A 23,255-nucleotide genomic window follows, 5' to 3' on the forward strand; every position below is an offset into this window, starting at 1 on the left:
CTATAAAAAGCCCATATGAGATTTGAGAGAGTACAAGTTTGAGAGAGGACAAGTTAAGCTGGCTGATTAAAAACGCCAAGTCGTCTCCGATTTTCTGCAAGCAGTGGCTTCATGAAGTGAAAAGCTTTTTTGAGAAAATTTACCGAACTTCCTACCGCTGAGAAGTTACCTTTTAATAAATTGCGTCTGACATAGCCTCTATCTATACTCAATTTGATATCCTTTACAGTAATGTAGCCAGATTCCAGAGCTTCTTTAAAATAGTCAAACCATAACTCACCGTAAGGATGATTTTGATACTTCCACGGTTGAGTGTGGAGATTTGTATAGTGGATCAGATGAGTGCGTCGATCCCAATAGTCGAAAACATTCCAGTGAGGATCGAGTGTAGCAATTCTATAGGAATGACGCTCTAGAAAAGCCTGACTCATACCTGTAAAATCTGTCATAGAATAGAAGCCGCGATCGATTTCATCTAGAATTAATTCAAGATCGAATCGGCACTTATCGCAGTTAATTAGCATAACGCTAAGTCCCCAGAGATCGGTTCCAGCATAAGCATCTTTTTTTGCTATAAAATCGTAATCTGATACAGGAGTTTCAAAGAGTGTCCCAATATCTGTAAGACAAATAGTATCCGAATCGAGATAAATTGCCTTACCTTGAAAATTACAAATTTCTGGAATTAAATAGCGGTAAAGACTAAATTCAGTTATATTTTGATATTTAACCTTTAAAGACATTGGAGCTAGAAAAGGCTCTCCGTCATTTAATTCAATTGAGTTGTGCGTCCCATTAAAAACATAAATATCGAGAGGTTTTCGGGTATTTTTACGAAGGGAATGAATCAGGGTTTTACGCTCCAAAAGACTTGCTTCCCCAGAGCCAACAAAAACTCTTACTCGCTCATCTTGTGTCATAATAGACTCTCTTTACTAGAGCTTGAATAAATTGAGTTTGAAAAAACCATGCAATGCTTAATAAATCTATAGTGACCTACAAATTGTAAAGATTTATTCTAGATTGATAGTAATTTATGCTTTAACAATTTATTAGATTGAAATACATGTTTTCTAAAATTTGTTTTTTATATTCTTTATATAATGCTTTGAAAGCAAAAAATTATAAGAGTGCTTGAAACAAAGAAGACCATTGTGATATAACTCTATCTTTATTGTACTTCATGCTAATGTATTTTTGTGCTTGAGCAATGTGTTGATGCCGTAACTCTTTATTTGTTGCATAAGTGTATAAACTATTCTGCCAGTCAGAAAATAAAATAAAATCGCGAAACTCTTCATAGCTAGGAATCTTATCTGCAATAACAGGAACCCCTAACAGAAGGGACAAAATTAGCCGATTGTTTGATTTGCAAATCGTAAAAGGATTAATATTAATTGGGATGATACATACGTCATGTTGTTTGAACAAATATTGGAATGTAGCTTTTTTCCAGTTATAATATTTTACGGGGAATGAAACTCCATTCACATATTTCTTAAAAAGAGTTTCAGAGCTACTGATTACAGTTAAGCTTACTGGTAATGTAGAGTGTAACTCATTTAGAAATGGTAACACGCTAGGTAGATCGACTATGCCGTAGGGAGGATTTTCTAATCCTGCACTACCATACCAAACTACTTTAAATTGCTTCTCAGTAGAATTTCTAAAATAGTTCTTACGTTTAAAACAAAAATTAATCAGAGAATTTATTTGAGGTTCATCAATAGCATCATCAATAACTCGCGTCTTTTTACTATGAATTAACTTTTCAACTTCTGGAGTTGAAACGGATACTGCATCTACAGCATCAATCATGCTTTGGAGTAATTTTTCTCTTTGTCTATCTGCGGTATCAGGATAAACAAACAAGTTATCACATAAGTCAAATACGGTTTTTATACCTCTAGTTTTTAAGGACTTTGCAAGTGCTATATTTTCCTCATCATATGTTTTTTGAAACACAACTAATTGATAGCGATCGATCTTTTTAGAGTTAAATAGTTCGCAAGACCACCCTCTATTCCTTAAATACTGGCATGGTAAAAAGCATCGAAGTCTTGAACTAGGTGTATTAATGTGTCCGACTGGTTTCCAAGCAATTGTAGGTGAAAGCATAAAGTCGTGCGATTACTTTTTTGCAAAGATATGGAATCGATCGGCTGCTTTACAGATTGCTGCAATTTTCATAGGAATGTAGAGTTGAGCAGATAGAAACTTGCGTTGCATCATAGTTTCAACTTCGTTAGAAGATATGCGACCGCGATCGCAGAGAAAATAACCTAAGCTTCTAGCAAAGTCTTTTGTAATCGATTCATGAAAAACCTTAAAATTGGAAAAATCGAGTTGAATGAGAAAATCTTTTAAGACTGGGGGAGAGTAGAGCATTATATGTCTTGGACATTCTAAGCCCCACCATTGGGAACGAAAAATTTGAGATGAAATTCCATGTGGATTTGGCACTGCAATATGTAGTATAGCCCCTGGTTTCATCTTTCGTCCGATCGCCGTTAAGACTTGTTTTGGATGATAAAGATGCTCTAGGACGTGGTTCATTCTCACAAAATCCAAGGATTCATCCTCTATTTCGTTCCAAACTGTTGGAGATACCTGCAAGGCTTTATGTCCATTTCGGCTAGCTTGTTCTACAGCTTGCTCTGAAAAGTCCATACCAAGAGTATTCCACCCTTGCTCGCGAGCTTCATTCAGAAATTGAGCTGAACCACAACCAAAGTCAAGTAGTTTTGCAGCTTCTCCTGTGGGTTGATAAAATTCTTGAATCTCCCTTATGAAATCCTTAAAAGGTAGAGCTTTTAAACTAGCTTTAGAAGTATTGAATGAGGCTTTGAGAATTTTACGAACATATTGATATTTTTGCCGATCGCCAAGCGATCGCTCGTTTGATAAATTTGTATCTTGTTGTAGCCGCTGATTTAGTGTTCCTTGGTATGGACCGTAATTCTCAGGGTAAAATTTATAAACTTCTGTTTCTACTGGTCTGACTGATAAGAAGACTAAATTACACTCTTTACATCTAGAATATATAAATTCTTGCTGACTACTTTTGTGCTGTCTATCGTAAGCCCTACACCAAAGTTCTAGCTTTTTGCTACTACAATTAGGACAGGCAGATATTTCCTCTGTCTCTACCGAAGTTGTGGAGGGAATTAATGTTGTAGATGCATTCATAACCTTGTGTGGAAATTATTTGTGTTGTGGCTATTCCTGCGTAGTAGTGGCTCTGCTAAAGCTATCCTAGTAGTTGCTACATTCTGCACGGATTGACCTTGAGGTGAAATTTCAGCCATTTCAAGAATCTGAGGAATTAAATCTTCTCGTTTAACCGCCATGATATGAACGCCTTGGCATACTTGACGAGCTAATCGTACTTGTTCTGCTGCAATGACTATGCCTTCATGTAATGGATCGGTAGCTTGTTCCAACCGCGCAATTATTGCCTGGGGAATATTCACACCTGGAACGTATTGATTAATGAATTGAGCATTTTTTGCAGATTTTAGTAAAAAAATTCCAGCTAAAATTGGTTTATTAAACTTAACTGCAATTTGACTCATAAACTTCTCTAAGCGGCTAAAGTCAACAATCATTTGGCTTTGAAAAAACTGCGCTCCTGCTGCAACCTTACGCTCAAAACGTCGTTGTAATCCCGACCAACTAGCAAGTTGTGGATCGACTGCTGCGCCTGGAAATATTTGTGTTGCTCCGTCACACAAACCTTTTCCGTTATAATCAAATCCTTGATTGAGTTTCGTAATAGTTTGTAAGAGCCTTACAGCTTCTAGATCGAAGACGCTTCGAGCTTGGGCATGATCTCCCGCTTTTACCGGATCGCCTGTGAGAGCCAAGATATTGTTAATGCCAAGAGCATTCGCCCCCATCAAATCGGCTTGGATCGCAATCAAATTGCGATCGCGGCACGTCATTTGACAGATGGGTTCAATTCCGTGCTGTGACAGAATCGTTGCGGCAGCCAAAGGACTCATTCTTAAAACTGCGCGACTACCATCTGTCACATTAACTGCGTGAACCCAATTTCTCAGAGCTAATGCCACTTCTATCATCCGAGTCGGATCGCTTCCTTTGGGAGGAGTGACCTCGGCAGTGATTAAAAACTTCCCCGATTTAACTGCTGTACGGAAGCTGTTGCGACTGTCGCGATCGGTGATATATTGCTCGGTCATGCTGACATCTGAACTGTAATAGCTTCCTGTAACTGTGGAACTTTGTCCAAGCGTTCCCAGGGTAGATCCAAATCCATTCGACCAAAGTGACCGTAGGCAGCTACATCTTGATAGAAACGACCGTTGCGTTCTTGAGGTAAACCTTGCATGTTGAAGGTATGAATTAAACCAGCAGGTCGTAGATCGAAGTGTTGATTGACCAAATTAAGCAAGTCTTCTTCGGGTAGTTTGCCCGTTCCAAAGGTATCAATCAAAATGCTCACTGGTTTGCTCATGCCGATCGCATAACTGAGCTGTACTTCACATTTATCGGCTAAGCCAGCAGCCACAATATTTTTGGCTACATAACGACAAGCATAACTTGCCGATCGATCCACTTTAGTAGGATCTTTACCCGAAAAAGCACCACCTCCGTGCCGCGAGTAGCCGCCGTAAGTATCGACAATAATTTTGCGTCCAGTGAGTCCAGAATCCCCCTGGGGTCCACCAATGACAAACTTGCCTGTAGGATTGACTAAAAAACGAGTGGAATTATCGATCTGAATATCAAGATCGGCAAATACAGGTTCGACGACTTCTAGTAGCAACCCTTGATAAATCTCTCCTAAGGTTGTTGCTTCTGAATGTTGAGTAGAAATTAGAATCGTATCTATACCTACAGGACGACCATTCTCGTAAACAACTGTCACTTGAGTTTTACCATCAGGGCGCAAGTAAGAGAGCTTGCCAATTTTCCGTACCTTTGCCAACTGCCGAGCAAGGCGATGAGCTAAACTAATCGGCAGTGGCATCAACTCAGGAGTTTCTTTGCAAGCATAGCCAAACATGATTCCTTGATCGCCAGCGCCAATAGCACTCCAATCATCTTCGCTATCACCTTGCTCGTACTCCTGCGCTTTGTTGACCCCTTGAGCAATGTCTGGTGACTGTTCGTCTAGAGCAACTAATATCGAACAGCTATTCGCAGAAAAACCATTATTTGCATCAGTGTAACCAATCTCAGCAATTTTTTGTCGGACTAGTTTGACGTAATCCACTTTTGCTTTTGAGGAGATTTCACCTGTTACTAGTACTAAGCCAGTATTGACGACTACCTCTGCTGCCACGCGACTAGTGGGATCTTGACTTAAGTGAGCATCCAGAATTGCATCCGAAATCTGATCGCAAATTTTGTCAGGATGCACCTCTGTTACAGACTCTGATGTGAACAAATATCTGCTCAAATTGTACGCCTCCATGTTTATACAAGTCCAATTTATGCAAGTCCAGTATTTTCATCTTGTCAGTACTCGATCGTTTCAAATCTACGAGTATTGCATACAAGAAGTACAGTTATTTTTAACTACCGTTCGACTTAAAAATAATGTATTGTTTTGATTATGGACGGGCAATTAAAACTTGTCGATACAGAAAAGTTCGGTTGGCTTACGTTCGTGTTGCGATCGCTACACAGATAAGTAGTTAGCTGTTCTATCGGTGTAATTTTGCTCGATCCAGCTTTGATAAGCTCCAGTGCGGATCTGCTCTACCCACTGAGGATGATTAATATACCACTGCACTGTTTTTAGTAAACCACTGTCAAAACTCTCGGTTGGTTTCCAGCCTAGCTCTCGATTCATTTTGGTACAGTCGATCGCGTATCGGCGATCGTGTCCTGGTCGATCTTTAACAAAAGTAATTAAGGAAGAGTGAGAAAAGTTAGGTTTGCTAGGTAACAATTCGTCCAAAATCGTACAAATTTTTTCCACAACCATTAAGTTTGTTTGTTCGTTCTGACCTCCAATACAGTAGGTTTCACCTACTTTTCCCTGTTGTAGAACGAGATGAAGGGCTTCACAGTGGTCGGATACGTACAGCCAGTCTCTAATGTTCTGCCCGTCACCGTATATCGGCAAAAGCTGTCCTTCCATAGCATTGAGAATCGTCAAAGGAATCAGCTTTTCGGGAAACTGGCGAGGACCGTAATTATTCGAGCAATTGGTGATTAGGGTAGGTAAACCATACGTATGGTAGTATGCCCGCACGAAGTGATCGGCTCCCGCTTTAGACGCTGCGTAGGGACTATTAGGTTCGTAAGGATTGTTTTCGCAAAAGGGTAAGTCTGTTTTACCCAACGAGCCATAAACTTCATCAGTAGACACTTGCAAAAAGCGAAATCTCTCGTGTTTGTGGAGTGGTAATTTTTGCCAATAGGCTCGGCAAGTTTCTAGTAGCTGAAGCGTACCCGTTACATTAGTCAGAGCAAAGGATAAGGGATTTAAGATTGAGCGATCGACATGGCTTTCGGCAGCAAAGTTAATGACTGCATCAGGTTGATATTGCTCTAATAAATGACTTACCAACTCTGGATCGCCAATATCACCTCTAACAAAACGGTATCCAGAATCGTTTTCTAAAGCTGTCAAATTTTGTAAATTACTGGCATAGGTCAGCTTATCTAGATTAACTACGTTATACCATTGCGCTCCTCTAGCTTGGAGGATGAAGTTTGCACCAATAAAACCAGCGCCACCTGTTACCAATACAGTTTGTGGTGTTTCCTCACTGCATCCGTGTCTTTCAGATTTAAAGAGATCGTTCATAATGCCTCTACAAAGGAGATACGTAATTCTGGGATGTCATCACTCAAAGCGATCGCTAATCTTACTAGCTATTGATATCATTTAGTTAACTCCAACGTCTTGTTAATAGTAGAAATCTAAAAGGAGACTTCAAACTCAAATTTAACTCAAGTAAATGAGTTAGTAATTGCCACCTCTTCTTATATGGTCTGTACTTTGCAAAGAAGCGCAATGCTGAAACTGTGTGTAGTAACTTCATGTAATTGAATTTTGAACTCGTACTTACCCGCTGGTACATGTGTAGCGCGTGAACTTGAGGTTGAAAGATTACCCTAAATCCATTTAGCCATGCATCCACGCACAAACTCACATCTTCAAAGTAAAGAAAAAACCTTTCATCAAATAAACCATATCTATCTACATAATCTTGTGAAACAACCATAAAAGCACCAATAGCCCAGTTAACCTCAACGGCGCTGTCTAAAGTTGGTGCTATATCGTAGTAGTACTTGAATGGATAAAAACGCTGCTGTAATCTTTCACCTAGTAAATTCCTTAGTAAAAAATAAGTAAAGGAAGGGAATTTTCGGATCGAAGGCTGAATAGATTTATCTAGGTAAAGAAGTTTAGGACAGACGATTGCAATATCATTTGCTGAATTTAATGTCGCAGTTAAGGTATTAACGATCTCGGGTTCAAATACAACGTCGGGATTGATTAAAAAGTATGTCTTACTAGGAGAAAGTTGAACGGCTTTATTGTTAGCCTTACCAAATCCTATGTTTTCATTGCTTTTAATACCTATAAAGATAGATGAATATTTATTAGCAAAGTTATCAATAATTTGAGGGCAATTATCAGAAGAAGCATTGTCATAAACTACAACTGCTCCAGTGTTTGCATAGTATTTTTGAACAGATGCAAGACAGGAATTAATTGATGCTTCCAATGTTTTATCTGAATTGTAGGAAACAATGATAAATGTTACATCACGTCTACTAGACATCAGCTATGTTCCTTTGTTCAGTCAAGTGTAGTTGCTTTCTCTCAGAAGCTGTTACCTATTCTTTTTGAGTCAAGACTCAAGTTTTTATTGCTCATTATTTAATAAAAATAGCCTTGCTACTCTACCTACTCAAACACTAGATTTGATTTTGTATGAGTTTAACTGTGTGAGTTTAACTGTATGAGTTCAATTCGTCTGATGTTGCATCTGATGATACTTCCAAAGCTTACCGCGTCGTTCTAATAACTCTTTATATGTTCCCTGCTCTACAATTTGTCCCTGCTCTAGCACGACCACCTTATCAGCACGGACAATTGTAGAGAGTCGATGAGCGATCGCAATTACTGTTCGACCTACAGCAAGTTGTTCTATAGACTCCTGAATTAATCGCTCAGCTTCGGAGTCTAGCGCACTCGTCGCTTCATCCAAGATCAGAATTTCTGGGTTGCGCAGTAAGGCACGAGCAATTGCAATCCGCTGCCGTTGACCTCCAGAGAGCCTAACTCCTCGATCTCCTAACTGTGTATCGAAACCTTCAGGCAGGTTTTGGATAAACTCTAGTGCATTAGCAAGTTGAGCCGCTTTTTGAATCGCAGCTTCATCAACATCTTCCATAGCGTAAGCAATATTGTTACGGACAGATGTATTAAAAATAAACGTATCTTGACTTACCATAGCTATCTTACGCCGCAACGTATTGATGTCGAAATCTTGCAAATCGACTCCATCAATCAGAATCTTGCCTCTTGTAGGATCGTAAAAACGGGGAAGAAGATCCGCTATGGTGGACTTACCCGCACCAGAAGCACCAACTAATGCTGTCATCTGTCCTCGCTTCATTGTTAAAGTGATATCTTTTAGCACTAGTTGATGAGGATTGTAGGCAAAATCTACAGCAACAAATTCAATGCATTGCTTTAATCCTAAAAATTGAATTGTCCCATTTTGTAAATAAGGTTTGTCATCAGTTTTCAAGAGCTGCTTAATACTATTTAATGAGCCTTGAAAGCTATTAACATGCGCCCAAGCTGCATTGATCTGTGCCACCACTGGTGCAGTCCGTAATAAAACAAATAAAAATGCTAGTAGTGAGGCTATTTCTAACCTATCACTTGCCACAAAAACTGCAACTGCTGCAATTAGCATAACTAGAAGAATAGTACTAGCTACAGCTTCAGTAATCGGTTGTACTAGTGCTGAGGCAGCTGCGGATTTAGCATGAGTACGCATCAATTCCGTAGTCGCTTTGTTAAACCGCTGAAACTCAAAATCATAAGCCGCAAACACCTGAACGGTACGAACACCGGTAATATATTCCATTACCATTGACATGAAGTGGTGAGTAGCAGTTACAGCCTCAAAACTAGCTTCTCTTACCCGTTTGACTAGTGTAGCTAAACCTGTTGCTAGTAGAACAAACATCAGAATCGAAATAACTGTCAGTTGCCAAGACAGCCAAAACATCGATAGCGTATACACTAATAAAGTAAAGCCTTTAGAAATTAAGGCAGAAGCCACACCAACAGCTAATCTAAGTTGGTTAGCTTCGCCGTAAATGTTATTAATTAACTCGCCTGCACGCTTTTTCAGAAAAAAACTCAAACTTAGTTTTTGGAACTGATCGAAAATCCGTTTCCGTATACAATTTGCTAGATGTAGTTCGGCAAGCGTAGTTGTGAAGTTACCTAGATATACAAAGCTGAAACGCAGCCAAACAGTGAGAAAAATTAAGATAGCTACTCGATAAAGGCGGCTGGAAGCTGATGAGTTTATCCCTAAAACCCAAAGATCAAACCAATCAACTCCTATTTTAATTGGTGAAGCATCAGGAGTAGTAAACGTTTGCAGAAAAAGCGTGATAAAACCAATCGTAATTCCTTCAAATACTGCTGCAAATAACGAAAAGATTATTGCTGATATAGCAATTTTACGAAAGTGCTTGAATTCTCGTAAGATAAAGTAGTTATTTCGCCATAAGCTTGTTCTCATCAAAATTGTAGAAATCGGAGTAGGTAATTTAAGATCCACGTGCTTTCTCGTTTAAGTTTCAAACTATTTCTCTATCTACCTCAATCATTCATTGAGCGAACTGTACCAATTAATTTTTCTTGGTAGTTTTAAAAGTAGTACTAGACTTTCAAGCTCTAAGTTATGTCAAGTTATCTAGCCTTTCTTTTTGAATTACAAACATCTCATTATTGTTGCCAATAACCAATCTTTTACGGCTCCTATACATAGATTATTTTACAAAAACACAATTAAAATTACAAACTCCTGAAAAGTGCGAAACTTCAGCCATCAGCTATCAACAATTTGTTAAATTAAAATATTTGGAAAACAGTATTTAACTATCTATGTTTAGATTTCAGCCTTATCCAATTGCAATCCGATCGCGAATATTTTCATCAATAACTTTTGCAAAAAGTTCTATATAACGACGTGCTTGTATTTCTAAAGAAAACTCTTGTTCTGCTTTTGTACGAGCAGATTGACGTAAATTTTGGTAGCGATCGCTATCTTCCAGTATCCAAGAAATACCCCGAGCCAAACTTTCGACTTCCAATTTTTGAGCTAAGTAGCCATTTTTTTGGTGATCGATCAGATCGGGCATACCACCAATATTAAAAGCTACGCATGGAGTACCACAAGCAATCGCTTCCATTATAGTATTTGGTAAGTTGTCTTGAATTGATGGAGCCACAAAAACATCTGCTGCTGCATAAATTAGTGCGAGTGAAAGGTCGTCACTAAAATTTCCTAAATAGTGAGACTTGAAACCCAATTCAACTGAATTTTCAGGTTGAGAAGAACCAAAAACGACTAGCTCTACTGTATCTTGCCATCCAGATTGACTCAGGTTTTGTAGAGCAGCTTGAAGTAGATGAAAACCCTTTCTAGGTTCGCTAGTCGATTCTACCGCACCAAAGAGAATAAGTTGCTTGTCTTGTGGCAGGTTGAGTATTTCTCGTGCTACGCCTCGCTCGACTGGTTTGTACTTTTGAGTATCTAAGCTATTAGGAATTACTTCTATTCGCAGATCTTTAAACAAAGAGCTTGATTTAGCACATTTAGCTAACCAAATACTAGGAGCAACAATGGTTAAGTCTAATTCTTTCCATGCTTTTGCTTTACGTTGCCATATCCAATGAGAGAGATCGTGCGGATTATTGCTGTGAAGTTGGAAGCAAGATCCACAAGAACTAGTATAGCGATCGCAGCCTTGACTATAATGACAACCTCCAGTAAACGCCCACATATCGTGGATAGTCCAGACTAAAGGTATTTTGAATTTAGCAAGGCTCTCAATACTTAAATAGCCACCACAATTCCAATGAAGATTAATTACGTCAAGGCAGAGATGCTTTAATTTTGATTCGAGCGCGTCTGGAAGCCACTGACAAGAAAAGATGTTGCAGTTACGCTTGGGGTAAAATTGCAATGGTAGCCCATCCAGATTCGGTCTCAATCTGTTAACCCACTTCCCAAACTTATTTGAAGGTTCGAGAACTGTTTTATCATTACTAGACTTATACTGTACCATCATTTTAGAGTTCAAGCCACCACCTTGCAAACCTAAATGTAAGCGATAAGCAGCGCGAGCAGCTCCACCATTAAGATCGAAAGTACTGAGAACTAGAGTGTTCATTAGATTTTATAAGTAAATATCTATTACATGCTGACGGGTTGTGCTGATATGAATTTTCTTAAATATCCGAACACTTTGATTTGCTGACACGCATCAACTCATACTATTCGTCGATCGGCAATTACCACAAAAATCTAACTTATACAACACTCTCGCAATCAATCCAATTAGGAGCTATTGTTATCTATTTTGCAATAGGTCGCTTTATAGACATAAATAGTGTAGCTCCTTGAATTATCATCTATTATCACTTATCTAGGTATAAGTCGAAAATTTTCTTTCAAAAAACTTAGCATGTCGTACACGCGCATAACTAGGGATACATTATCGAAATCTTCGCAAAATGACTCTTCAGTGAAATTGTTATAGAGGCAGTAATAACATTCATCGCCGTAAGCTACAGTCATTGTCCAAACATCAATAGTGAAGGTATAAACGACTGCACCTGCATCCTCATTATACTCGCTGTAGACAAAATGGTTGTTCACCAGAAACTGTTTTAGAGCAGCTACTTGTAAGGGGTTCATCCCTAATGTACCTTCCTCGAAAATATAATTTTCTGTTCTACATCTTTAGGTTGCAACACCTTCTGGTTAAGACTAAATCCCTATCCTTTTTTCAGGAAGTGAGAGACTCTTCAAGATTTTGCTATTCTTAACCGGAATATATTGCTTTAGCTCGGGCAATTCGCTTTGCTAGATAATACTCAATTCGTTTGAAGGAGTAATAACATACCAAATAGCTCCTCAACCAATTCCCTACCACTATCTTTTATTCCTTATTTTTTCGCCCACAAGTTAAAATTCAGATGGGAAAGAGCGATTATCCCTGGTAGTGCATTCAGTTGCCTCTGGCTATCAGGAGCAAGTCTTATAGCATCCTTTAAACCGTAAGCTGATGAACCTACAAAGCTCATGTCGCCTCGTACCACATTTAGTAGTTGTGGCAGCTTATTCAAGCTATATTTACGCATCCAACAACCTAGTCTTGTAACATGCAAATCATTACACTTATCTGGATCTTGCCGATCGTTTGTGGTTTGATGGTGTTGCGTTGTCAAATTTGAAGCCGTTGTACGGAATTCGATCCTCTGAAACAGCTTGCCCCTTTCTCCAACACACCATTGATAGGAAAAAATTCGCCCTGGTGAGTCAAAATAAATGAGTAGGGAAAGCCCTAAAAAGACTGGGCTAAGAGTTAGTAATAATACAATAGCAATAACGCGATCGACTATTCGTTTTACCCACCAGCTAAACCGATGTTGATGTTTGCGAAGTCCCTGTGCGGGAGGAATTCGTAAAAAAGTCACCTTCTCTGTTTGCTTGCAGACATCTGCCCAAAGTTGGATCGCGATCGCACCTAAAGCTGGATCTATGCGAACTAAACGCGCGGGACAATATTGCAGCCACTCAGTCAAAAACTGTCGATCCCGAGATGAAAGTAGACTACTACGATCTTGACTGGAAGCAAGCTTTACTAAAAGCTGTCCCTGCCGAAGTTTCACCTCATAGTTGGGACTTATACTCTCTATTTGCCCATACTTCAGAGGAGAGGCACTAGAATAGCCATCTAAAACTCTTAGAGCGAGGTTCAATTCAGAATTTTGCATAGTGAGGTATCGATAAAGGCTATGAAAACTGTTGCTCAAAAGCGGTGTTGATTTATCATCTGTTGCGCTAATCTTTCCGCGATTACTACTTTGCTATCTTCAAACTTAGCAAAATGACTTTATTGTGAAGCTTTCGTCAATTCTGAGTAGCGTTCGCTGCACAATTTAAATACATGTTGTTATCTATTTTCATTAGAGTGCGCTCGCTCGAACTCAGCACGTAGAGTCTATTCTCTTGGTCCGGTATAGTGCACTCTAAGTGTCTTCTCTAACAGACTAGATGTCGAGCTTTCTTACAAGCTCCGAACCTCTTTTAAGTTTTCGATTTGTCTACCTATTGGCTTACAAAAAATAGTTTATCGTTGAGTCACAACTGAATTTTTTATAAACTATTATTTTTAAAATAAGAACTGCCAAAACTTTAATTATTTATATTCTATCAATTTATTACTAGCTTGGCAAGACTACTCTTCAAATACTATAATATCCCTGAACTTTTCCTCATAGACAGTAGTAAATAGACTCCGCATAGTTAAAGCTAGTAGTATTTTTGTATGAAAAATTGTCTGTTAACTATAAATAATATTGCTACTTTGTAGTAATTTCAACAACCTTTATATTTTTTAATCACTCTCAACAAGAGAGCGATTGCTAATGCAGCACACCTCCGAAAACGTTATTTATATTGGGTAAATCTTGAAAATAGCTATAGCGGTTTTCAATTGGATGCAATACACGTCTGGTAGGGGCGCTTTCTCTGTGCGCCCCTACAAATGTCATCCATATAATCGAGAATTGCTATAAATCACAGCAAGAATGCCAGCGTGTTCAAAAGTGGCTCAAAGATGAATTTAACTAGATTGTTTCTACTTCAACTAAATTAATCTAGGTCAGCCAATAGTCTAAATGTGTAAATTTTACACATTTAGACTTGCTAATGTTGCTTTTACTGTTATAGCTACTTCCTTACTATCTGATGTAGCTCGTTAGGTAAATCTCCGCCGCGCTAGTTTAGGAAAGCAAAATTCATCCTTATTAATAGCAAGTTTTCCGTAACAGTTTTTGTTACGTATTTGTAGGATTTACTTTTTATCTTTGTCACCTCATATTCAAAAGAGCTGTAATGGAGATTTTAGTAATCGATTATGATGAATATTCTCTACTATTAATTGACGATTTTCTTACCTTGAATAATTTTCAAGTTCTGACTGCAAATAATGCTCGAACAGGTTTACAAATAGCTAGAGAACAACAGCCAGACTTAATTATTTGCGAACTCAATCTACCGAGGCTAAGTGGATACGAAGTTTTAAGAATATTGCGCAGCGAACCATCTACAGCTGGTATACCGTTTTGGTTTCTTTCATTTGAGGCAGACATGGCAACTCGTCGCCGTGCTTTACAACAAGGAGCTGACGGTTATTTTACTAAGCCTATAAACTTAAACGAATTACTCTCGGCAATTCGAGATCGGTTTTGACTGCGATCGCCGAGTCGCCGAGACATTTTACGAAAAGCGATTGTATGCTGGTGAGAGTAGCTTTGTATGAAGAGTCATCTTTCTAGAAAGGTGTCTTGTGGATCGCCTTGAATAGAGGAACCTGCAACCAATCCAACAGCACCATATTCGTAAGCCCCCACATCTGGCTTTCCATCAGGTATAGGCATGTTTATGCCTAACAAGGGAACCGCAGCGTCGATCGAAGGAGAATGACTGCGCAGGCGAAAGTCCCCTGTCCTCGGATTTACAAATTCCGAAGATACAACCCCTCCCCGATTATTCGAGATTGCAGCGCCACCACTCTTGTCGTAATATGTCGTTTCTGGCAACTGTGCAATATTGTTCGATATCCGGCTATTCTTCGTGCCACCACCCTTACCATTCCAGTTTCCGGCGAAAAAGACAGCCTTATCGTCATAACCCCAGAGGGTATTGTTATCTACAAAAACGTCCTTGATAGCGTGACCGTTATAGTGAATGAATATTGCCCAATTAATTCGCCCACCAGTATTAGTAACATTGTGATGGATGTATGCACCATGCGTTCCATCATCTAGATAAATTGCCATACCTTTTCCATTGTCAACAAAAGAAGTGTTGACTAAGCCAATGTAATTGTATGCAATGACACCACCCTCAAGAGTTCTCTTATCTGTCGGACGATCGCAGAAATTGCAAATATAAATTCCCGATTGTCCGCTGTCAAGCAGTAGCCGCCCCGTGTCGGAGATGGAGTTATACACGATCTGGGAACGACGTATGCTTCCGGCATGAATCCCCGTGCCAGCACTCTTTCGTACCGTATTTCTGAAGATCCTATTGTCATTACCACTGACAATAATTGGAGCGCCCTGGCTGCCCCAAGTTAAGTCCTCAACAAAATTATTCTCAATGGTTGTGCGACTGCCTGATATTGAGATTCCCGCACCCCATCCGTGTCCGATATACGAATTCTTAACGGTATTATCGGAACCCGAGACAGAAATTCCTGGAAATGCCACATAGCCGTGACCGTTGTAATTTGCTTGAAAGGGAGAATGGTAGCGAAAGATCGAGCGATCGATCGTGCAGTTGACTGCATTCTCCATCCGCACGGAAGCACCTCGAAAGACGATGCCTTTGATTGTCACATTTTTGCGCTGACTCAGATCGAATCCCCACAGTCTTACTTGAGCTTCAACAAGCTTTGATGTCAGCATCTCTTTATTTGGTGGATAGATGTAAAGGGTTGAATTTCCCCAATACCATTCACCTGGCGCATCAAGTGCATTTAAGTGGTTGATGATAAAGCCTCTACCGCTGCCCTCAAATTCATGCCACGCAGGGTTAGAGATCGTCTCGGTAATTTCTGTTAGAGCGAGTTTGTTGCCACTAGAAGAAGCGATCTTGCCTATGTTGGGAGCATAAAAGTTATCTCCATTGAGTCCGAGGAAGTAGCCTCCATTCCAAAAGCCGCTAAATACGTTCATGCCGTTCAAAAACTGGACGTTTGCCCTTCCTCTACCATTGTTATTGACTTGTGTAGCGCCCCATGTTCTCGAATCGAGGTAACCGTTACCTACATTAGGATATCGGGCAAGAGAAAGATAGTTGCCTTGAACAAATACGGCATAGACCTTTTTGGGCAGTGAAGTACGGAAGACATTATCTGAATGACGAAACCAATTGCTGACAAGATCTGTACCTGTCACTACAACCCGCTCTCCAGGCGCAGCCACAAAGGTTTGTCCGTCTTTCGGTATGACCGTTTCTCTATACACTCCTTGCCTAATAATGCACGTATCATCTGTCCCCATCGATTCGGCAGCTTTCTGAAGTGTTTTCCAGGGTCTTGCCATCGAGCCATTTCCTAATAAATCATTCCCTGACTTTGCATCGACATAGAAAGTAGTGATAGAGGCACTTTTATATGTAGATAATGTCAACATCAGCATAACAAGACCACAGAATAGTACGAGCTTAGAAACTATTTTCGATCTCATATAACTCCAGTTTTTGATATTTTAAAATTTGCTCGATTTTATCGTTAAGTTACATTTTTAGAGAAACTAGTTATATAGGGAGAATGCTTTGTTTAATTTTTGACATTTAGGCAGACATTATTATGAAGAATAGACAGAATTATTAATGGCAAGTTCCAACCAGTTAATATTAAGGCAAAATCCATTAGAACAAATACAACAATATCCCAGAGATTGCTCCAGAAAACTTGACAATACTCTGGGATTATTTTCTAAGTAAATTAGCAGTTGTACAATCTTTCTAAAAATAGATTTTCAGGCGATTTTCATACGTCAAAATCTATCTCTAGAGAATGCGGCTTCGCTCTAAATTTATGTTGGAAAGAAGTATTAGAACCTAGCAACTTATCCTTTTTCCTAACATAATTGAAGCTTTAAGAAAAACTATAATTATTTAAAACAAACTTGATTTGAAGGATGAGTCTATCTTTCTTAGTAGGAATATTTGCTCGGTGAAAACAAAACTGATCTTCAGCAAATCCCGACCCCGCTTCTCCACAAATATTGACAATTCTCTCACTACCGTAATAATTAATTAAATCTCGTTCAGATTTATCTCTATCTATGGACAACTGATATTGTAGCTTTTTCTGACTATGACTACCTTTTACATAAGCATGGGGACCGCTGTACAAATCTACATCTGTTAGATAAAACAGAAATTGCAAGCAGCGGTAATCATCCAGATCGTAATGAAATAATCCTTGAGCGAATCGCAAGCGCTCATCTAACTGTTCTACAGGAGTAGCAAAACTCCACCAGAGCATGGTACTTTTAAGAATAGGCTCACCCACTAAATATTTTGCAGCAATTTGCCGTAACTTAGGGTCATCTCCTAACTTTTTAATTGCCGTACAAGATCGGGAAGGCTTATAATGATAGCCAAATAAGAACGGCTTTCCATATTTAGCCTCTTCTTCTTCTTTATTGCTGAGAGTGAAAGGAAGTTCAAATCTACCATTGCCCAAATAATAGGTTTGATTAGTAAATTCTAAAATTTCGCTTAATACATAATTTGGCAAATGAATTCCTAAGCAAACCCCATCTCGTCTTAGATTTTCCACAACGGAATCAACATCAATTTCCGTAAATAAGGAAGAGTCTGCCGTGGGAATAATAAGCTCTGGTTTACTAGCTAATAAAATCATGAGCGAACGAATAATATGTATACGCCCAAAAATAAACATGAGTAGCCATTGAGGATTTTTGAATCCATGATCGGTATACTCACCTAGCCTTCGTTTAAACTTAAAATATAGCTTGTACCAGTAAGAATAAGAAATAGTTATGCTCATAGCGGATTCTAAGTCTTTGCTACTTTGACTTAACTAGGAAAAATACAGTTGTCAATGAATATAGAAAATTTTCTTTTGAGATGCTACTGCAAATTACGAAAGTAAGCGATACAGAAAAAGTCAGAAAAGTTCAGTCCTTTTCATTACGATCGGTTTTAGTTAAGCTTTATTGAAAACCGCGATCGCAATGTTCGGAATTATTTCGTAATTTCGCTGGGCTTTCCAGCTAGTAATGCTGAAAGTCATTCTAAAAAGCTGTAGCTAGACCTAAATATTTATCTCTTTCCTTATTGTAGGCTGCTGTCTTCCTACCATTCACAAGCTCAGCTTGTGCTTGAAGCATCATTTGTACAACAGCATTATCGTTGAGTTTATAATGCGCTTGCCATCCCAGCTTTTTTCTGGCTTTAGCGGGATTACCTTTGCTAACAGCAATTTCTGTTGGTCTGAATAAACTTGTATCTATTACAACACGATCGCGCCAGTCTAAGCCTACACAGGCAAAGGCTGCTGCTACAAAATCTTCTAATTTGCAACTTTCTCCGGTTGCAATGACGTAATCATCTGGCTGCCCTTGTTGTAGCATTAGCCACATTGCTTTAACGTACTCTGGAGCCCATCCCCAGTCACGCTGAATAGAAATATCGCCTAAATAAAGCTTTTCCTTACTACCTTTAGCAATTCGGTTAGCTGCGGATACAATCTTTTGAGTGACGAATCTCTCCGGTCGCAAAGGAGATTCGTGGTTAAATAGAATACCAGAACAAGCAAACAAATCGTAGGCTTTGCGGTAGTTAGCAACTTGCCAAAAAGCGGATGCCTTAGCTACGGCATAAGGGCTTTTAGGACGGAATGGCATAGTTTCATCTGCTGCTTTGCCTTCAGTATCTCCAAAACACTCACTTGAGGCAGCATTGTAAAATTTAATGGGGCGATCGATAAAGCGTAGGGCTTCTAATACATTTAAAGTACCAAGTGAGATACTTTCAAAGGTTTCAACTGGTTGATCGAAAGAGAGGCTGACTGAACTTTGTCCTGATAAATTGTATACTTCATCTGGCTGAAATTTATTCAAAATTTGTAAAACACTACGAAAGTCATTTAGGGCAACGGACTCTAATTTCAATTGTTCGCGGATTCCCAGGCGTATTAAATTTTGGAAAGAAGAAACTTGTGCGTCTCGTGATGTTCCACAAACAGCATAACCCTTATCGATTAACAACTGAGCTAGATACGCCCCATCTTGACCTGATACTCCAAAAATTAATGCTTTTTTCATAAGAAAATTTACTATTTTCCCCTGGAGAACTCAATCGCAAACTATATTTCAAAAAAAATTATGAGTAGTCGCAAGAATTAAACAATTAACAGCGATCGCAAATTTTTATACCTTAACGTCCAAAGATTTATAAAAACCTGTTTTATAAGGTCGTTTTGTACAAGTTTTTACATTTTAATTGATTGCTATCAGCTTTAAAAGTCTCTAACATATTCCTCTATAAATTTGCATTAATCAATACGGATAAGTTCAGGTATTTCATAGCTAAATAAATCGAGTCAAGACAATCGGAATAGAAAAAGCAAAAAGATACGTTTTTTGATGCAATTTGAGAATAGTTATATAACTGGCGATCGCATTAACTTTTCTATAACTTTTAAACATGAGATTTCATAGTCGTGCTAAACGCTATAGCGTCCTGATATCTTGGTATCTACAATAGCTCTAGTCAGACAATATTACTGAACTTTTCTAGAATGACAAAATTTGACTATTGAAGGAATATGTTGAAAAAGCGTAATTGTATATGAAAATTGCTATCTGGCATAACTTACCAAGTGGTGGTGGAAAGAGAGCCTTATATCATCACGTAAAAGGCTTATTGGAGCGCGGTCATACTTTAGAATCTTGGTGTCCTCCAACGGCAGACCAATCTTATCTTCCTTTAAATGAATTAATCAAAGAAAATATAGTACCACTTGCTCAGTCACCTATGAAAAGAAGGAGTAAGTTTATAAAACAGCCATTTTCACCTTATTTTCATGCGTTGAATAGCATCCAAGCGATGGATACACATTGTCAACAATGTGCTGCTGAAATTAACTGTGGTGGCTTCGATGTACTTTTCGCCAATGCCTGTACTTTTTTTCGCACGACTGCAATTGGTCGATATGTCAAAGTACCAACAGCTATTTATCTTCAAGAACCTAATCGGGAGCTATACGAAGCGATACCAAGCTTGCCTTGGGCAGCTATACCACCTCCGGCAAAGGCTTGGTGGTCGAATAGTTATGTCTCAGCATTTCTCAAAAATCTGATTCAGGTACAAGGGTATAGGCTTCAAGTTCGAGAAGAATTACAGAATGCGCGAGCGTTCGATGTAGTTTTAGTTAATTCCCTTTTTAGTCGAGAAAGTGTTTTAAGAGCTTATGGATTAGATGCTAAAGTTTGTTATCTAGGAATTGATACCGAACTCTTTAAGCCATCACAAGTTCCTCGCAAGAAAATTGTCGTTGGTCTTGGAAGTATTTATTCTGGCAAAGGACTTGAGCGTGCAGTTCGCGCTATCAGCACAATACAGAAAGAAAAAAGACCAGATTTAATATGGATCGGAAATTTTTCTGTCAATAATTATCAGCAGAAAGTTGCGCAGCTTGCTAGATCTTTAGAAGTTAACTTCATACCCAAGGTGCGGATCGCTGATGCTGAGATCGTCAAACTTTTGAGCCAAGCTTCAGTTATGATTTATACTCCTGTTTTAGAGCCATTTGGTTTTGCGCCTCTTGAAGCAAATGCTTGTGAAACTCCGGTTGTGGCGATCGCTGAAGGAGGAGTTAGAGAAAGTATCAAAGATGGAATTAATGGTTTTTTAATTAATGGTGACGATCCAATTCTGATTGGTAAAGCTATCTCATCTCTTTTAGATAATCCTGATATAGTAGAAAAAATGGGCGAACGAGCTAGAAAATACGTACTAGAAAATTGGAGTTGGAAGCAAGCAAATGACTGTTTAGAGAATTATTTATTCAGCTTAATAGTTAAACATTAGAAACCGCTCGGGAGGCGCTCGGTTCAGCGGTTGCCTTGATCGCGCCAAGAATGACAAACTATCTGCCTATCTGACACTGTTGCCAAGGTTCGCGAATGAAGTAAAGGGCATCGCGTCCTTGGACTTCCATACCACCTCGATTCTGCGTTCCCCAGCGAGTGACAAATTTCTTGCCATTTTGACGACGTTCGACAGCAACTGTAAAGTTATTTCGTAATTCTCGATAACATCCTTCTATATTCGTCAGAGTTAAATCCAGCATCGGAATATCGAATTTACCTACCGCTTTATTCACCACAAAAAATCCTTCATTGCCTCGTTCCATCAACAAGACAGTTGAACTATTGACGGCAGCTAAAACATTTTCTTTGACGTTGCCACCTGCTTTACCCCGTTGGCGCATAATTTGACGAAACTTCACACCAGTTTTGATGTATGGCGCATCAGCATTATCCCAGTTGAGTATTAAGGGAGTGCCACTTTCTCTGGCTAGTACGTAAGCTGTTGCCAGGTAAGAGTCAGAAGCATCGTCGTAGGGGTTAATCGCATCAGCATTAATCTCCCGAATCGTATCGTGGTTTCTGCCAAAGGTGATGCTGCGCGAGTCATCTATGGCTGTTGGCACTCGCAGCGATCGCAAATCTCCACTGCTAGTAAATGCTGCTTTCATCGAGTTGTAAAGGATAAAGTCTGTCACAGCAGCAATCCATTTGTAATCGTCCGCACGGGTGTCGCTATCTGTAATTACCTCCAGATAATTCCAGGTCTTGCCTTGACTTTCGCGATTAATATAATCGACGTACTCTTTAACAACATTTGCTGGCATGTGCTTGGCAGCGTCAAATCGAAATCCATCAATTCCCAGGTCAAGCAGTTTCTTTAAATGAGCCTTTTGAATTTTTTTCACATTGGCAGTATATTTTAGATCGGGAAGTCCCCCCAACCAACAATTCAGCTCCGAGTTTCTGTTTCCATCGCTATAATTGATATCACAGGGTTTCTTGCCAGGATTGCCTGGAGCAGAATGAAAATCATTTTGAGTCAGACCTGGAAATTTAGTTAAATCTTCAAAATTATCGCCACCACCTAAGTTAGCTGTATGGTTGAAAACAACATCAGCAATGACTTTAATTTTGCATTTATGAGCTTGAGCGATTAACTGTTGTAAATCTGCTTGAGAACCTTTTCCTTCAATAACGTCATAATCTACGGGTTGATATCGCGCCCACCATTCTTGACTCGAATTAGATTTTTGTGCTGGAGCAATTTGGATGTGAGAGTATCCTCGATCGGCAAGTTGACAGACAAATTTTCTGACATCATTATAGTTTTGATTAAAGGCATGAAAAATCGCCACTGGCTGTTCTGCTACTTGTGCCAAACCAGGTAAGTTAAAAGCTATGACTAGGGAAATCGCCAAGACAACAAATTTCTGGCAACGCATAAATTTCTAGAAAGCTAAATTTATTTAATTTCCACAAGTCAAAATCCCTTCTTGAGTGCCGTCGGCTTTCGCTTGTACCTCCACCTTGGGTTGCTGTCCTGGGTAGCAGCGGACTAAAACTTTATCGCTACTACGGGTCAAGTACAAAACATAAACGGCTTGACCTTTTAACTTGGCTGGGACGAGTTGCGGCGGGGTAGGTGCAGTGGCGATCGCGGGTACTAAACTGGCAATGCCAAGAAATATAATTATTGCTCCGGCGATCGCTCCCGAACAATGGCTGATAGATTGCAACATCGGTCTATCACCTTGACTAACAGTTTTGACTAAAGCCTTTTCATTCACTTTTTCGCTCTAAAAAACAGTAATTCATCCAGAAGTATACGATGCAAAATTAGCCAGCGATCGTATTCTTCATTAACAAACTTGGTGAAGACAAGATCGTCAACTTGCGCGATCGCTCTCGATATCTTGCTAAAATGTGACCACATAGCGATCGCTTTTTGGGAGTCAAAATGAAAAGCGTAGGTATACGCGAATTTAGGGACAAAGCTTCTTAGCTATTTAGCAAGTGATGAAGCGAATGCACAGAGCGCACGCTTCGCAAACGCGGTGAAACGTCACGGCAAGATCGTCGGATTTTATCTTCCAGTCAGGGAATCAGATGACGCAGAAGTTCAAGCAGCATTGATGCGACTTTCCCGAACAGTGGAAACGGCATTAGCCTAAAGCGATCGGGATGAAGAAAAACTCAGCCAAGATTTGGACTTGTCTCAACCCGAATAGTATGCGCTTAGTTGTTGATACGAATATTTTGGTGTCTGAGCTAATCCCTGGAGTTTGGACTAAATCAAGAAAAAAGCGGTCAATCCTGTTGAAGTGACCACTTTTTGGTCAATGCTGAGATTTAGAGAAAAAACCCA

At 39.3% G+C, this 23,255-nt stretch carries 18 protein-coding genes; 2 read left to right on the forward strand and 16 right to left on the reverse strand.

The genetic code is table 11. The features are described 5' to 3' along the window. Positions 1–53: 53 nt before the first annotated feature. The 11 genes from DSM107010_RS21645 to hepC form a co-directional block, all read right to left on the reverse strand. The gene (locus DSM107010_RS21645; RefSeq protein ID WP_106166659.1) at positions 54–920 is read right to left on the reverse strand and encodes a glycosyltransferase; all 867 of its coding nucleotides are present in this window, start codon (positions 918–920) and stop codon (positions 54–56) included. Positions 921–1,122: 202 nt separating this feature from the next. Next, positions 1,123–1,965 (reverse strand): glycosyltransferase, encoded by an 843-nt coding sequence (locus DSM107010_RS21650; RefSeq protein ID WP_127023908.1) that lies wholly within the window; start codon positions 1,963–1,965, stop codon positions 1,123–1,125. Between the two features lie 165 nt (positions 1,966–2,130). Then, positions 2,131–3,189, reverse strand: a complete 1,059-nt coding sequence (locus DSM107010_RS21655) for a class I SAM-dependent methyltransferase (protein WP_106166660.1) — start codon at positions 3,187–3,189, stop codon at positions 2,131–2,133. Beyond that, a complete protein-coding gene (locus DSM107010_RS21660) occupies positions 3,186–4,202 on the reverse strand; it encodes a methylenetetrahydrofolate reductase (protein WP_106166661.1) in 1,017 nt (338 codons plus the stop codon). Before DSM107010_RS21660 ends, DSM107010_RS21655 begins: the two co-directional genes overlap by 4 nt. Then, positions 4,199–5,440 carry a methionine adenosyltransferase gene (gene metK / locus DSM107010_RS21665; protein WP_127023911.1) on the reverse strand — a complete coding sequence of 414 codons (1,242 nt, stop codon included), beginning with the start codon at positions 5,438–5,440 and terminating at the stop codon, positions 4,199–4,201. Before metK ends, DSM107010_RS21660 begins: the two co-directional genes overlap by 4 nt. 207 nt (positions 5,441–5,647) lie before the next feature. Next, positions 5,648–6,784 carry a dTDP-glucose 4,6-dehydratase gene (gene rfbB, locus DSM107010_RS21670; protein ID WP_106167125.1) on the reverse strand — a complete coding sequence of 379 codons (1,137 nt, stop codon included), beginning with the start codon at positions 6,782–6,784 and terminating at the stop codon, positions 5,648–5,650. An 85-nt stretch (positions 6,785–6,869) separates the two neighbouring features. Continuing rightward, the gene (locus tag DSM107010_RS21675) at positions 6,870–7,769 is read right to left on the reverse strand and encodes a glycosyltransferase (protein ID WP_106167127.1); all 900 of its coding nucleotides are present in this window, start codon (positions 7,767–7,769) and stop codon (positions 6,870–6,872) included. 186 nt (positions 7,770–7,955) lie between these two features. Next, complete coding sequence (hepA, locus tag DSM107010_RS21680; protein WP_106167130.1) at positions 7,956–9,797, reverse strand: heterocyst formation ABC transporter subunit HepA; 1,842 nt, start codon at positions 9,795–9,797, stop codon at positions 7,956–7,958. 343 nt (positions 9,798–10,140) lie between these two features. Beyond that, positions 10,141–11,415, reverse strand: a complete 1,275-nt coding sequence (locus tag DSM107010_RS21685) for a glycosyltransferase family 4 protein (protein ID WP_106167132.1) — start codon at positions 11,413–11,415, stop codon at positions 10,141–10,143. Between the two features lie 251 nt (positions 11,416–11,666). Next, positions 11,667–11,942, reverse strand: a complete 276-nt coding sequence (locus DSM107010_RS21690) for a hypothetical protein (protein WP_015154497.1) — start codon at positions 11,940–11,942, stop codon at positions 11,667–11,669. Between the two features lie 251 nt (positions 11,943–12,193). Further along, positions 12,194–13,024, reverse strand: coding sequence for a heterocyst development glycosyltransferase HepC (gene hepC, locus DSM107010_RS21695; RefSeq protein ID WP_015154496.1), 831 nt, complete (start codon positions 13,022–13,024; stop codon positions 12,194–12,196). Between the two features lie 1,123 nt (positions 13,025–14,147). Between hepC and DSM107010_RS21700 the strand changes: the two genes are divergently transcribed. Continuing rightward, positions 14,148–14,504, forward strand: coding sequence for a response regulator (locus DSM107010_RS21700; RefSeq protein WP_015154495.1), 357 nt, complete (start codon positions 14,148–14,150; stop codon positions 14,502–14,504). A 74-nt stretch (positions 14,505–14,578) separates the two neighbouring features. Here the strand turns inward: DSM107010_RS21700 and DSM107010_RS21705 are convergent, their stop codons facing one another. The 3 genes from DSM107010_RS21705 to DSM107010_RS21715 all read right to left on the reverse strand — a co-directional run bounded on the left by DSM107010_RS21705 (position 14,579) and on the right by DSM107010_RS21715 (position 19,120). Continuing rightward, positions 14,579–16,363, reverse strand: coding sequence for a right-handed parallel beta-helix repeat-containing protein (locus DSM107010_RS21705; RefSeq protein WP_127023914.1), 1,785 nt, complete (start codon positions 16,361–16,363; stop codon positions 14,579–14,581). Between the two features lie 557 nt (positions 16,364–16,920). Continuing rightward, on the reverse strand, positions 16,921–17,841 hold the full coding sequence (locus tag DSM107010_RS21710) for a phytanoyl-CoA dioxygenase family protein (protein WP_127023917.1): 921 nt from the start codon (positions 17,839–17,841) through the stop codon (positions 16,921–16,923). 247 nt (positions 17,842–18,088) lie between these two features. Further along, complete coding sequence (locus tag DSM107010_RS21715; RefSeq protein ID WP_106167139.1) at positions 18,089–19,120, reverse strand: GDP-mannose 4,6-dehydratase; 1,032 nt, start codon at positions 19,118–19,120, stop codon at positions 18,089–18,091. 526 nt (positions 19,121–19,646) lie between these two features. On the opposite strand from DSM107010_RS21715, the gene DSM107010_RS21720 reads away from it, so the two are divergent. After that, positions 19,647–20,888 (forward strand): glycosyltransferase family 4 protein, encoded by a 1,242-nt coding sequence (locus tag DSM107010_RS21720; protein WP_015154491.1) that lies wholly within the window; start codon positions 19,647–19,649, stop codon positions 20,886–20,888. 58 nt (positions 20,889–20,946) lie between these two features. On the opposite strand, the gene DSM107010_RS21725 is transcribed toward DSM107010_RS21720, so the two are convergent. Both DSM107010_RS21725 and DSM107010_RS21730 read right to left on the reverse strand, forming a co-directional pair. Beyond that, a complete protein-coding gene (locus tag DSM107010_RS21725) occupies positions 20,947–22,332 on the reverse strand; it encodes an alpha-amylase family glycosyl hydrolase (protein ID WP_127023919.1) in 1,386 nt (461 codons plus the stop codon). A gap of 24 nt (positions 22,333–22,356) precedes the next feature. Then, positions 22,357–22,677, reverse strand: a complete 321-nt coding sequence (locus tag DSM107010_RS21730; protein ID WP_015154489.1) for a hypothetical protein — start codon at positions 22,675–22,677, stop codon at positions 22,357–22,359. Positions 22,678–23,255: the final 578 nt, after the last annotated feature.

It is taken from the genome of Chroococcidiopsis cubana SAG 39.79 (assembly GCF_003991895.1).
GTDB classification, from domain to species: domain Bacteria; phylum Cyanobacteriota; class Cyanobacteriia; order Cyanobacteriales; family Chroococcidiopsidaceae; genus Chroococcidiopsis; species Chroococcidiopsis thermalis.

What these genes read in the sequence shown, in the direction of transcription:
- DSM107010_RS21645 (WP_106166659.1), bottom strand. Translation starts at nt 920, where the DNA reads ATGACACAAGATGAGCGAGTAAGAGTTTTTGTTGGCTCTGGGGAAGCA.
- DSM107010_RS21720 (WP_015154491.1), top strand. Translation starts at nt 19,647, where the DNA reads ATGAAAATTGCTATCTGGCATAACTTACCAAGTGGTGGTGGAAAGAGA.
- DSM107010_RS21715 (WP_106167139.1), bottom strand. Translation starts at nt 19,120, where the DNA reads ATGAAAAAAGCATTAATTTTTGGAGTATCAGGTCAAGATGGGGCGTAT.
- rfbB (WP_106167125.1), bottom strand. Translation starts at nt 6,784, where the DNA reads ATGAACGATCTCTTTAAATCTGAAAGACACGGATGCAGTGAGGAAACA.
- DSM107010_RS21700 (WP_015154495.1), top strand. Translation starts at nt 14,148, where the DNA reads ATGGAGATTTTAGTAATCGATTATGATGAATATTCTCTACTATTAATT.
- hepC (WP_015154496.1), bottom strand. Translation starts at nt 13,024, where the DNA reads ATGCAAAATTCTGAATTGAACCTCGCTCTAAGAGTTTTAGATGGCTAT.
- DSM107010_RS21660 (WP_106166661.1), bottom strand. Translation starts at nt 4,202, where the DNA reads ATGACCGAGCAATATATCACCGATCGCGACAGTCGCAACAGCTTCCGT.
- metK (WP_127023911.1), bottom strand. Translation starts at nt 5,440, where the DNA reads ATGGAGGCGTACAATTTGAGCAGATATTTGTTCACATCAGAGTCTGTA.
- DSM107010_RS21655 (WP_106166660.1), bottom strand. Translation starts at nt 3,189, where the DNA reads ATGAATGCATCTACAACATTAATTCCCTCCACAACTTCGGTAGAGACA.
- DSM107010_RS21690 (WP_015154497.1), bottom strand. Translation starts at nt 11,942, where the DNA reads ATGAACCCCTTACAAGTAGCTGCTCTAAAACAGTTTCTGGTGAACAAC.
- DSM107010_RS21685 (WP_106167132.1), bottom strand. Translation starts at nt 11,415, where the DNA reads ATGAACACTCTAGTTCTCAGTACTTTCGATCTTAATGGTGGAGCTGCT.
- DSM107010_RS21705 (WP_127023914.1), bottom strand. Translation starts at nt 16,363, where the DNA reads ATGGCAAGACCCTGGAAAACACTTCAGAAAGCTGCCGAATCGATGGGG.
- DSM107010_RS21675 (WP_106167127.1), bottom strand. Translation starts at nt 7,769, where the DNA reads ATGTCTAGTAGACGTGATGTAACATTTATCATTGTTTCCTACAATTCA.
- DSM107010_RS21725 (WP_127023919.1), bottom strand. Translation starts at nt 22,332, where the DNA reads ATGCGTTGCCAGAAATTTGTTGTCTTGGCGATTTCCCTAGTCATAGCT.
- DSM107010_RS21710 (WP_127023917.1), bottom strand. Translation starts at nt 17,841, where the DNA reads ATGAGCATAACTATTTCTTATTCTTACTGGTACAAGCTATATTTTAAG.